Below are 11,046 nucleotides of genomic sequence, written 5' to 3' on the forward strand. Positions count from 1 at the left end.
CATGGGCAATGGCCACGAGGTGACGATCGAGGAGGTCGAGGCTGCGCTCGGCAAGGGCATTGTGCCTGCTGCCGCGCGGCCCGTCGCGGCCGACTCGCCCGCCGCGGCGATCGACTTCAACCTGCCGCTGCGCGAGGCACGCGAGCAGTTCGAGCGCGCCTACCTGCTGCGCCAGTTGCAGGACGCGGGCGGCAGCGTCGGCAAGCTTGCGAAGATGGTCGGCATGGAGCGCACGCATCTGTATCGCAAGCTGCGCGATCTCGGCGTCGATGTGAAGTCGTCCGGCAAGGAAGAGTGATTTGCGCGCGGCGCCACTGCGGCGCCTGTGCTTTAAGACAATTGCAATCCTTCGCGGGTTACCTTACTTCCTGAGCTGTGCGCGTTGATCGCGTCGAGAATCCTTTCCCCTCACCCAAGGAACCGTCATGAGCGTAAAAGGCAAAGTCGCCCTGATTACGGGCGCCGCGAGCGGCATCGGCAAGCGCATCGCCGAGGTGTATGCCGACAACGGCTGTCATATCGCGATCGCCGACATCAACCAGGCCGCCGCAGATGCCGCCGCCGCGGAGATTCGCACACGCGGCGTCAACGCGACCACGGTGATCATGGACGTCACCGACGAAGCCGCAGTCGACGCCGGCATCGACAAGTGTGTCAAGGACCTCGGCAGCATCGACATCCTCGTCTCCAACGCCGGCATCCAGATCGTCAACCCGATCGAGAACTTTTCCTACGCCGACTGGAAGAAACTGATGGCGATCCATGTCGACGGCGCATTCCTGACCACGCGTGCGGCGCTCAAGTACATGTACGCCGGCAAGGGCGGTGCGATCATCTACATGGGCTCGGTGCACTCGAAGGAAGCGTCCAAACTCAAGGCGCCGTACGTCACCGCCAAGCACGGGTTGATCGGCCTGGCCAAGGTCGTGGCGAAAGAAGGCGCGGCGCACAACGTGCGTGCCAACGTGATCTGCCCGGGCTTCGTGCGCACGCCGCTGGTCGAGAAGCAGATTCCCGAGCAGGCCAAGGAACTCGGCATCTCCGAGGACGACGTGGTCAAGAAGGTGATGCTGAAAGACACGGTCGATGGCGAGTTCACGACGGTCGACGACGTCGCCAACGTCGCCCTGTTCCTCGGCGGCTTCGACACCAACGCGCTGACCGGCCAGTCGCTCGTCGTCAGCCACGGCTGGTTCATGCAATGACCACGCGCAAGCGCGCGGCGAAGCCCACCGTCGCGCGCGAGAAAGCGCCGACCGCGCGCAGGGCGGCAAAAGTTGCACCGCATGCGAAGGCACCATCGCCGCTCGAATCGGCGCGCAGCTACGCGACGATCGCGCTGATGCTGCAGGGTGGCGGCGCGCTCGGCTCGTACCAATGCGGTGTCTACGAGGGTTTGCACAAGGCCGGCATTCTGCCGAACTGGTTCGCCGGCATCTCGATCGGTGCGATCAACGCGGCGTTGCTCGCCGGCAACGCGCCGGAGCAGCGGCTCGATCGGCTGCGCGCCTTCTGGGAGCGCATTTCGATCCCGGCGGTGCCGTTCGGCCACCAATGGTTCGAGTGGCAGGAAGCGCTGCGCCAGAAACTGCCGCTGGACAATTCCACGCTCGCGCTCGCCAACATGCAGGGCGCATTTGCCGCGCTGCTGTTCGGCCAGGCCGGCTTCTTCGCGCCGCGTTTTCCGCCGCCGTACGTCGGCGTCGGCCACGTCGAATCGTCGACGAGTTTCTACGACACCGCACCGCTCAAGTCGACGCTCGAGGAGTTCGTCGACTTCGATCGCATCAACGCGGGCGATGTGCGTTTCTCGGTCGGCGCAGTCAACGTGCGCAGCGGCAATTTCATCTACTTCGACAACTTCGACAAGCCCGATGCGCCGAAAACGAGGATCCGTGCCGAGCACGTGATGGCCTCGGGCGCGCTGCCGCCCGCGTTCGCTGCGGTCGAGATCGATGGCGAGCACTACTGGGACGGCGGCCTCGTCTCGAACACGCCGCTCGACCATGTACTCAGCCAGACGCCGCGGCGCGACAGCCTCGTCTTCCAGGTCGATCTCTGGCGCGCGCAGGGCATGCTGCCGCGGAACATCATGGAAGTCGCCGAGCGGCAGAAGGACATCCAGTTCTCGAGCCGCACGCGCTACGGCACCGACGTCGTCAAGCGCCGCCAGGATCTGCGCACCACGCTGTACGCGCTGCTCAAGGAAATCCCGCCCGGCCACGTCACCGAGGAAATGCGCGCCGAACTCGCGCCATGGCTGTCCGACCGCGTCTACAACATCATCCAGCTGATCTACAAGACCAAGCCGTTCGAGGAGCAGTACAAGGACTACGCATTCGCGCCGAGCACGATGGCCGAGCACTGGCGCGCCGGTCTTGCCGACATGCGCAACACGCTCGCGCATCCGCAGTTCTTCGAGCCGCCGTCGCGGCGCGTCGGCGTGATCACCCACGACGTCCATCGGCACGGGCGCGGCGGCCCCAACGCGAAATAGGTCGAGCCGTGCAGAGCGACGCGATTGATCGGCTGCGTACCCTGTGCGGTGGACCGCGCGATGGTGCGCTGCTGCGCATGTCGCTCGCGAACGCATTGCTTGTACAGAACGATGCGGAGGGAGCGATCACCGAATTGCGCGAGGCACTGCGCTTCGATCCGGGCTATTCCGCGGCGTGGAAACTGCTCGGCAAGACATTGGCCGCAGCTGGCGACAGCGCCGCAGCGATCAATGCCTATCAGTCAGGCATCGCCGCGACCGTCGAGCGCGGCGACAAGCAGGCGGAAAAGGAAATGAGGGTATTTCTGCGCCGGCTTGCAAAGGTTTGATCGCCCGCGCTGCCAAAAAAAAACACGTCAAGGAATCAGCGCGATATCCCGATGCGCCATATCGAGCAACAGCCGGTGCTGGCGCAGCAGATCCCAGCCGATGTGCAGATACGGCTCGTGTTCCTTGCGGATAACGCGCATGCCACCTTCGCCCAGGCTCGCGCGCACCTTTTCCACAGCCACGCTGCCGATGCGGACTTGCTGGAATTCCACGATCTGCAGCGTCATTTCCCGATTGGACAACGCGCTGTGAACGGTTTGATTGACGATGCGCGGGTCGCCCGCACCGATGCCGAGCGCATCGAGCAGATTCCGATTCGGCGTGGCTAATCCCCAGCCGGTGTCGATGGCCGACTTGACGCGAACGCCGTCGACCATTGCGTCGACCTCGATGAGCGCGTTGTCGCGAATGCCGGCGGCGATGCGCGCGCCGGCGGGCAATGTGCCGCCGAATACTTCGTCGAGCCGCGTGCCGCGGGGATACAGGCGCAGCAGGCCTTTGCTTCCGTCCAGATCAACCGTGTAGCGGCCGAGGAATTCCCTGCCGAGCACGCAAGGCATCGGATCGCCCTTGTCGAACCAGCTTTGGTCGCGCAGCAGGAAACGGACGCCCGTCTGCGTGCTGCCGCCGATCGTGACGCGATCGATTTCGACCTCGGGCATTTTCACCGGCCGGTCCGCCGTCGCTACAACCGCCGGGCCGATGTACCTGGCTCCGGCGGCGTATTTGGTGGGAAGCACGCCAGCCGCGCTGGATCCCATATCGACGATGCATTGCACGCCGTGATGCTTGCCGATATCGACTTCGATCCACGGCTGGTTCGAGATTTTCAGCAATTCCGCTTGCGCGAGCGGTTGCGCGCAGTGACCGGCTGGCAAGAACGTGAGCAACAGCGGCAGACAGGACAACACCGCGCGAGCGCGCGGCAAGCGCGCGGGGAGGTTGGAATCAGCGAGCGGCAATGGGATCAAGCACGAGTCCGAGATAGCGCGTGCCCTGGATCGGATTGGGCCTATACGCAGTGATGTCGGTGAAGCCAAAGGTCTCGTACAGGCGTTGCGCCGCGATCATCGTCGGCAACGTGTCGAGCACCATGCGCCGGTAGCCGATCGCGTGCGCCACGACGATCACGCGTTCGACGAGGCGGCGGCCGAGCCCGGTCGCACGGAATGCATCGCGGACGTAGAGGCGCTTCATTTCGCAATCGCGATCGTCGACCGGCCGCAGTGCGATGCAGCCGGCGACGGCATCGCCGTCGCGCGCGAGCAGCAGAGTGCCGCGCGGCGGCGCGTAGTCGCCCGGCAGATTCGCCAGTTCCTGGGCGAAGCCTTGGAAACAGAGATCGACACCGAGCGCGCGTTCGTACTCGCGCAGCAACTCGCGCACGATCGCGATGTCGTCGGGCTGCGTGGCTTGGTCGATCGTCATCATCACCGCGCTGGGCGCGAAGCGCGATCAGTACTCGGAAATCGTCGTATCGATCTCGCGCGCCCAAGCATTGATGCCGCCGGTGACGTTGTAGACCTTGGTGTAGCCGTGCGCGCGGAACTGTTCGGCGGCCTGTTGGCTGCGGCCACCGCTGCGGCAAAGGAAGGCGATGGGCGCATCCTTCGGCAGGTCGGCGAGCGCGGTGATGCCGGCATCGAGCGTGCGGAACGGCGCCTTGACTGCGGCGATCGCGCGCTCTTCGGGCGGGCGCACGTCGACGATCGTGATCGCCTCGTTTGCTTCGATGCGCTGTGCGAGTTCGCGCACGGAAAGTTGCTTGACCGTCGACGGCGCATTCGGATTGTCGATGGAAAGACCCGCGCCCTGCATCGTCTCCACCCAGTCGATACGGATCCCGCGCGCGCGCTGCGCGCTGCCGACGTCGAACAGCACGTCGATGCCGTTCGACTCGGAACGGATCGCCTCGTCGGAAGGCTCGGCAAGGTGGAACTGCGGCTGGAAGCGTGCGTCGATGTTGAGATGCAGCGCAAGGCCCGACTCGGCGTCGGCGAGCGCGCTGCGGATCGCTTGCGCGGCCTTGTCGGTGATCGTGATCGCAGGCGGCGTACGGTCCGGCTGCGGCAGGCCGAACAGCGCCTGCAGCTCGCCCGAGTTGTACATGGACTGCACGATGTCGGCGCCGCCGACCAGTTCGCCCTTGACGTAAAGCTGCGGAATCGTCGGCCAGTTGCCGTAGGCCTTGATGCCTTCGCGCATCTCGGCGTCTTCGAGCACGTTGACCGTCGCGTACTGCGGCAACAGCTCGTTGAGCACGCCCGAGGCGGCCGCGGAGAAGCCGCACTGCGGCGCTTGCGGCGAACCCTTCATGAACAGGACGACAGGGTTGTCGCGCAGCAGGGTTTCGATACGGGTGCGCGTGGCGGGGGAGAGCGACATGGCGGGTTCCACAAGGGTCGGGCGGGAGATTATCCCCGATCTTGGGCCATCCGCCGCGATTCTCAACCGCGAAGCGCGCCTCAGGCTGCGGCCGGCAGCGGCTCGGTAGCGATGCGCGCGGCGGGCGAGTTCGCCACCGACAGTTCGCGCTCGGTCCAATGCAGCACTTCCATCGCGCCGTCGTGGTGCTCGACGAGCGCGGTGCAATGCTCGACCCAGTCGCCGTCGTTGAGATAGAGCGTGCCGGCCTCGTCGCGGATGCGGCCGCGATGGATATGGCCGCAGATGTGACCGTCGTAACCGCGTTCGCGCGCGCGCTCGGCGACGCGGGTTTCGAAATCCTCGATGAAGCGCCGTGCGGTGCCGATGCGCAGCTTGATGCCGAGCGAGATCGTGCGGTAGTCGAGGCCGAGCCGGCGGCGCAGGCCGTTGCCGAGGCGGTTCAGTGCGCCGACGAAGCGCTGCATCACGTCGCCCACGCGCACGAGCCAGGCCGGCGCGGTGTGTTCGCCGTCGAATTCGTCGCCGTGGCTGACCTTGTAGCGGCGGCCATCCGCGCCAACGTGCACCGCGTCGAGCGCGATGTCGATGCCGCCGAAGCGCTGGCCGGCGAAACGACGCAGCGGCGCATCGTGGTTGCCGGGAATGAAGGTCACGCGCGTGCCGCGCGCGGCGATGGCAAAGAGTTCCATCAGCACGGCGGTATGGCTTGCGTGCCAAAATGGCTTGAGCAGCATGTTCTCCAGATCGACGATGTCGCCGACGAGATAGAGCCGTTCGCTCGTCGTCTGGCGTAGGAAATCGAGCAGGTAATCGGCCTGGCAGTCGCGCAGGCCCAGATGCACGTCGGAGATGAAAATGCTGCGGTAGCGGCGCGTTTGCATGGCTGTCTCCCGAGGTCGGCCCGGGAATGCAGCATAAGCAAAAAGTATAAAAAGTTTGTTTCGCGCGAAAGTCAGGGCGATGACAGCGCGCGCCGCGCGACGGGCAGGATGGCGTCGCTCCAGCGGCGATAGGCGCCGCCGCTCGGATGCAACCCGTCGTCAACGACCAAGCCGGGATCTTCGCGCGCGAGCGCGGTCACATCGACGTAATGGATTTGCGCCGATCGAGAAATTTCCGCATTGGCAGCGTTGTACCGATCGATTTCGCGTGCGATCTGCGCCGTATCGCGTTTGCTCTCAAGACCGAACCGAGTGATGCCCCAGTCGGGAATCGAAACGACGATGACACGCTCCGACCGGCCGCCGGCCAGTTCGATCGCGCGTTCGACCAAGGCGCGGAATTCGTCGCGATAGTTCGCGAGGTCGCGGCCGCGGTACTGGTTGTTGACGCCGATCAGCAGCGTGACGAGGTCGTAGGGCGGATGAAACGCCTGCTGCACCATCGCCGCGGCGAGTTCGTCGGTGGTCCAGCCGGTGCGTGCGAGGATTTCGGGTTTGGCGATACCTAGCGCCTGCGCGAGCTGCACGGGCCAGCGTTCGGCCTCGGCGACGCCTTCGCCGATCGTGTACGAATCGCCGAGGGCGAGAAAGCTCACTACGCGTTCGCTGGCCGAGCAGCTAGGCCACCTGACGCTGCGGTTGCGTTGCAGCCATGCGCTCGAGCACGCGTTCGATGCGCGCGAATACCTCGCGCATCTGTGGAGCCAGCGGCAGCAGCGTGATGCGGAAATGATTGCGCGGTACGCAGTTGAAGCCGCGCCCAGGCACGATCAGCACGTTCTCGCTTTCGAGCAGGTCGAGGGCGAAGGCCTCGTCGTCGAAGCTTGGCAGGCGGTCGGCGCGCACGCTCGGGAACGCATACATCGCACCTTTGGGCGCAACGAGGTCGAGAAAGCGGCTCGCGGCGCAGGCCTCGATCACGGCCGCGCGCGTGTCGTACAAACGCCCGCCCGGTGCGACGAGCTGGGCGATCGTCTGTGGTCCTTCGAGCGACGGCGCGATCGCGTACTGGCCGGCGACGTTCGCGCACAGGCGCAAGGAAGCGAGCAGGTCGAGCGCGGCTTCGAGCGGCTCGATCGCCGCCTTCGCGCCGGTCATCGACAGCCAGCCGACGCGGTAGCCGCACGCCCGCTGCACCTTGGAAAGACCGTCGAAGGTCAGGCAGGGCACATCGCCGGCGATCTTCGCCAGTGCGGTGAACTCGGCCTGATCGTAGACGATCTCGTCGTAGATTTCGTCCGACATCAGCACGAGCCCGTGCGTGTCGGCGATGCGCACGATCGCTTCGAGCAATTCGCGCGGATAGATCGCGCCGGTCGGATTGTTCGGATTGACCAGCACGATCGCGCGCGTGCGCGGCGTGACCAGCGCTTCGATCTCGGCCGCGTCGGGCGTGTGCTCGCGCTCGGCCGGGCAGGTGTAGTAGACCGGCTTGCCGCCGTTGAGCGTGACTGCGGCGCTCCACAACGGATAGTCTGGACTCGGTAGCAGCACCTCGTCGCCGTCGCTGAGCAGCGAGCGCAGGCCGAGGTCGATCAGCTCGCTGACGCCGTTGCCGATGAAGATGCGGTCGACGTGAGCCGCGGTGATGCCGTGCGCATGCTGCTGCGCGACGATCGCTTCGCGCGCCTCGACTAGGCCTTTCTGGTGGCAATAAGCCTCGCTCGAGACGAGGTTGTGCTCGATCGCCTGGCGCACGTGATCGGGCACGGTGAAGCCGAATACGGACGGGTTGCCGATGTTGAGCTTGGCGATCTTGCGGCCGGCGGCTTCGAGCTCGAGTGCGCGGCGGGCGAGCGCGCCGCGGATTTCATAACGCACGTTTTCCAGCCGCGCGCCGGTGCACACGGGGCTCGGAACTCGACTCGATTTGCCTTGCATAGCCATGGGAACCACGATCCGGTTGGGGATTTCACGATGTGAACAAATCATCCTAGCGGAACGAGGCTTGAATTCAAGCATTTTGCAGGCAAGTGCGACGTTTTTCGTCATATCGGTCGCGTCGCCATGGCGGCGGCAGCGGCGATGTTCTGGCGGATGCGCGGCACCTCGTTCGGCGGCAGCAGCGGATCGGAGAGCATTTCGCGACTGACCGCGATGCAGTCGGCGTAGTCCTGTAAGGCGTAGAGCGCGGCGGCAAGTTCGTAGCGTGCAAGCCAGCCGTAGGCGTGCCGGTTGATGCGCAGGCTGTCGGTAGTAGGCGGCGTTGCGCAGGCGATCCTCGCATAGTCGCGAGCCTCCTCGTGCCGGCCATGGGCGCGCAAATACCGAGCGAGAAAGCATGCCGGCTCGGCCCGCGAGGGACGAAACCGCCAGGCGTCGAGGTAGGCCGCGACGACGTCGTCGAATGGATGGCCGAGCTGCTGCTTGAGCTGGGCGATCATGAATTTCGAAAAGTATACTTCCTCGGCCCAGCCGCCGATCTCGACGCGGCGCCGGTAGACTTCGATCGCCTGGGTCATTTCCCCGGCATCGAACAGACTTTGCGCGAGATAGAAGACGTAGCGCGCATTGTCCGGCTCATCGACGAGCGCGCGCCGCAGCACGTCGGCATCGCGGCGATATTTTTCCACCAGATCGCCCTGGCTGCGCGCGCCGCCGCCGATGCGGCGAATGCGCGCGCCGCCGAGCTTCTTCACGCCGTCGAGTTGGGTGGAGGTCAAATGTTCGTGAACCACTCCCTTCCATGTCCAGTCGACATCGAGTCGGACGAGCGCATCGCGCCAATAGCTCGTCACCTTGTCGACGATCTCCAGCGCATAGCCGGGGCCGTCGAGGTTGCGCAAAACGCGGCCAGGTTTGACCTCGAGCAGGTCGTCGGCATCGATGATGAGCGCATAGTCGCCGTGCCGGCGCGCGAGTTCGAGCGCTTCGTTGCGATTGGTCGCGAAATCGACCCAGGGCCGCTCGATCAACTCGCCGGGCAGGTGCGAAAGCAGTTGGCGAATCCGGTCCTGTGTGCCGTCCGTCGAGCCCGTGTCGACGATCGCCCAGCAGTCGATGTAAGGCAATACGGAGCGCAGACAGCGTTCGATGACCGCAGTCTCGTCTTTCACGATCATGTTCAGGCAAACGCGCATGCGCGATTCGTTCTCGTCAGCCACCCGACTGCGCCGTAGAATGCCGAGCATGCCATTGCCGCACGAATCGTCTCAAGCCTTGTATACCGTCGGATGGCGCGATGACTTGCCTTTGCCCGCGGACACCTCGACGGCATCGCGCTTCGCCCGCGTGATCATCCAGCACCGCAACGGCTACGTGCTCAGCGACGGCGAGAACGAATTCGCGGCCCAGCCCGCACCACGATTCCTGCGCCGCCGCGCCGCGCCCGAGGCGCGTCCGGCGGTCGGCGATTTCGTCCTCGTCGACGCGGCGACGCCGGCCGTCATCCAGAAAGTGCTGCCGCGACGCACGGTGCTCGCACGCGCTGCGGCGGGGGAGCGGTACGCGCGCCAGATCATCGCCACGAACATCGACACCGCGTTCGTGCTTACGGGTCTCGACGGCGACTTCAATCCGCGCCGCATCGAACGCTATCTGCTGCTGATCGCCGGCAGCGGAGTCACTCCGGTGATCGTGCTGACCAAGGCCGATCTGATCGCCGATGCCGCGCGGCACAGCGAAATCGCTGCGTTGCGTGCGCAGTTGCCGCAGGACATCGAACTGCACGCGCTCAACGCCAAGGATGCGAGGGCGGTCGCGCCGCTGCTGCGTCACCTGCAGCGCGGCGACAGCGCCGTGCTGCTCGGCTCGAGCGGTGCCGGCAAATCGACGCTGACCAACACCTTGCTCGGGCGCGAGCGCCAGGCCACCGGTGCCGTGCGCGAGCACGACAGCCGCGGCCGCCACACGACCACGCATCGCGCGCTGATCTCGCTGCCGAGCGGGGGCTGCCTGATCGACACGCCTGGGATGCGCGAGTTGAAACTCACCGGCGAGGAAGACCTCGCTGCGGCGAGCTTCGAAGATATCGAAGCACTCGCACTCGAGTGCCGCTTCGGCGACTGCGCACACGGCGCCGAACCCGGCTGCGCGGTCCGCACCGCGCTCGAATCGGGGGCGCTCGATCCGGCGCGCTGGGAAAGCTACGTGAAACTGCGCGACGAGCTCGGCACGGCCAGCGAATCGCTGCAGACGCAAATCGAGCGCAAGGCCAATGCCAAGGTGCAGACGCGTGCGCTTGGCAAGCGCCTGGTCGACAAGTACGGCCGGCGCTGAGCGGGCGTTCTCAGTCGAGGCGCAGGTTCTCTGCAAGAAAATCGAGGAACACGCGCACGCGCGCCGGCAGATGGCCGCCGCGACCGAGATAGACCGCGTGCAGTGGCTCGACGTCGCCCGGGTTGAACGTCTGCATGACCGCGATGAGCCGGCCCGCGTCGACGTCGCGCTGCACGTGGAACGACGACAGGCGCGCGAGCCCCGCGCCGGCGAAGACGAGCGCGCGCAGCGCCTCGCCGTTGCTGACGCGGACCTGGCCGTTGATCGGCAGATTCGTCACGCCGCGGCGCTCGCGCAGCGGCCAGGTCTCGGTGCTGTGCGGATAGTTGAAGCCGAGGCGTGCATGGCCTTCGAGTTCCTTGATCGTGGCCGGGCTGCCGTGCTTGCGCAGGTAGGCCGGCGTGGCGACGATCATCTTGCGGCTGTCGCCCAGATGCCGCGCGACGAGGCGCGAGGACGGCAGGCGGCCGTGGCGGATGGCGACGTCGGCGCGTTCGTCGACTAGATCGACGACGCGGTCGGTCAGGTCGACGTCGAGCGCCACCTCGGGATAGCGGGCGAGGAACCGCGGCAATGCCGGCATCAACAGCAGTTGGCCGAACGGCACGCTGCAATTGACCTTCACGCGCCCGCGCGGCGCGGCGCTGGCGGCGACGGAGCGCTCGGCCTCGT

Annotated in this window: 13 protein-coding genes; 5 read left to right on the forward strand and 8 right to left on the reverse strand. The window is 65.8% G+C overall.

Annotated elements, in window-relative coordinates:
- From VF497_RS12305 to VF497_RS12320, 4 genes are all read left to right on the forward strand, one after another.
- On the forward strand, positions 1-298 hold a 298-nt coding region (locus VF497_RS12305; protein ID WP_330889105.1), incomplete at its 5' end, for a helix-turn-helix domain-containing protein.
- 127 nt (positions 299-425) lie between these two features.
- A complete protein-coding gene (locus tag VF497_RS12310; RefSeq protein ID WP_330889107.1) occupies positions 426-1,205 on the forward strand; it encodes a 3-hydroxybutyrate dehydrogenase in 780 nt (259 codons plus the stop codon).
- Positions 1,202-2,497: a patatin-like phospholipase family protein gene (locus VF497_RS12315; RefSeq protein ID WP_330889109.1), complete on the forward strand. Its 1,296-nt coding sequence runs from the start codon at positions 1,202-1,204 to the stop codon at positions 2,495-2,497. The genes VF497_RS12310 and VF497_RS12315 overlap by 4 nt, the downstream gene beginning before the upstream one ends.
- A gap of 8 nt (positions 2,498-2,505) precedes the next feature.
- Positions 2,506-2,826 carry a tetratricopeptide repeat protein gene (locus tag VF497_RS12320; protein ID WP_330889111.1) on the forward strand — a complete coding sequence of 107 codons (321 nt, stop codon included), beginning with the start codon at positions 2,506-2,508 and terminating at the stop codon, positions 2,824-2,826.
- A gap of 27 nt (positions 2,827-2,853) precedes the next feature.
- Here VF497_RS12320 and VF497_RS12325 read toward each other — a convergent pair whose 3' ends face one another.
- The 7 genes from VF497_RS12325 to VF497_RS12355 form a co-directional block, all read right to left on the reverse strand.
- A complete protein-coding gene (locus tag VF497_RS12325) occupies positions 2,854-3,663 on the reverse strand; it encodes a hypothetical protein (RefSeq protein WP_330889113.1) in 810 nt (269 codons plus the stop codon).
- A 112-nt stretch (positions 3,664-3,775) separates the two neighbouring features.
- Complete coding sequence (locus tag VF497_RS12330; RefSeq protein ID WP_330889115.1) at positions 3,776-4,255, reverse strand: GNAT family N-acetyltransferase; 480 nt, start codon at positions 4,253-4,255, stop codon at positions 3,776-3,778.
- Positions 4,256-4,282: 27 nt separating this feature from the next.
- Positions 4,283-5,212: a Grx4 family monothiol glutaredoxin gene (gene grxD, locus VF497_RS12335; RefSeq protein ID WP_330889117.1), complete on the reverse strand. Its 930-nt coding sequence runs from the start codon at positions 5,210-5,212 to the stop codon at positions 4,283-4,285.
- 80 nt (positions 5,213-5,292) lie between these two features.
- Complete coding sequence (locus tag VF497_RS12340) at positions 5,293-6,096, reverse strand: UDP-2,3-diacylglucosamine diphosphatase (RefSeq protein ID WP_330889119.1); 804 nt, start codon at positions 6,094-6,096, stop codon at positions 5,293-5,295.
- 71 nt (positions 6,097-6,167) lie between these two features.
- Positions 6,168-6,752, reverse strand: coding sequence for an SGNH/GDSL hydrolase family protein (locus VF497_RS12345; protein ID WP_330889121.1), 585 nt, complete (start codon positions 6,750-6,752; stop codon positions 6,168-6,170).
- Between the two features lie 22 nt (positions 6,753-6,774).
- Positions 6,775-8,043, reverse strand: coding sequence for an aminotransferase class I/II-fold pyridoxal phosphate-dependent enzyme (locus tag VF497_RS12350; protein WP_414706893.1), 1,269 nt, complete (start codon positions 8,041-8,043; stop codon positions 6,775-6,777).
- Between the two features lie 101 nt (positions 8,044-8,144).
- Positions 8,145-9,236: a glycosyltransferase gene (locus VF497_RS12355; RefSeq protein ID WP_330889122.1), complete on the reverse strand. Its 1,092-nt coding sequence runs from the start codon at positions 9,234-9,236 to the stop codon at positions 8,145-8,147.
- 49 nt (positions 9,237-9,285) lie between these two features.
- Between VF497_RS12355 and rsgA the strand changes: the two genes are divergently transcribed.
- Entirely contained in the window at positions 9,286-10,374 is a 1,089-nt protein-coding gene (gene rsgA / locus VF497_RS12360) for a ribosome small subunit-dependent GTPase A (protein WP_414706894.1), read from the forward strand.
- Between the two features lie 10 nt (positions 10,375-10,384).
- Here rsgA and VF497_RS12365 read toward each other — a convergent pair.
- A partial coding sequence (locus tag VF497_RS12365; RefSeq protein ID WP_330889126.1) for a LysR substrate-binding domain-containing protein occupies positions 10,385-11,046 on the reverse strand: 662 nt, incomplete at its 5' end.

Origin of the sequence: Rudaea sp. (genome assembly GCF_036383415.1) — a bacterium.
In the GTDB taxonomy this organism is placed as follows: Bacteria; Pseudomonadota; Gammaproteobacteria; order Xanthomonadales; family Rhodanobacteraceae; genus Rudaea.

Bases quoted from the DNA above. Each gene is read 5' to 3' on its own strand.
- VF497_RS12310 (WP_330889107.1), top strand. From the start codon at position 426: ATGAGCGTAAAAGGCAAAGTCGCCCTGATTACGGGCGCCGCGAGCGGC.
- VF497_RS12315 (WP_330889109.1), top strand. From the start codon at position 1,202: ATGACCACGCGCAAGCGCGCGGCGAAGCCCACCGTCGCGCGCGAGAAA.
- VF497_RS12330 (WP_330889115.1), bottom strand. From the start codon at position 4,255: ATGACGATCGACCAAGCCACGCAGCCCGACGACATCGCGATCGTGCGC.
- grxD (WP_330889117.1), bottom strand. From the start codon at position 5,212: ATGTCGCTCTCCCCCGCCACGCGCACCCGTATCGAAACCCTGCTGCGC.
- VF497_RS12340 (WP_330889119.1), bottom strand. From the start codon at position 6,096: ATGCAAACGCGCCGCTACCGCAGCATTTTCATCTCCGACGTGCATCTG.
- VF497_RS12350 (WP_414706893.1), bottom strand. From the start codon at position 8,043: ATGGCTATGCAAGGCAAATCGAGTCGAGTTCCGAGCCCCGTGTGCACC.
- VF497_RS12355 (WP_330889122.1), bottom strand. From the start codon at position 9,236: ATGCGCGTTTGCCTGAACATGATCGTGAAAGACGAGACTGCGGTCATC.
- rsgA (WP_414706894.1), top strand. From the start codon at position 9,286: ATGCCATTGCCGCACGAATCGTCTCAAGCCTTGTATACCGTCGGATGG.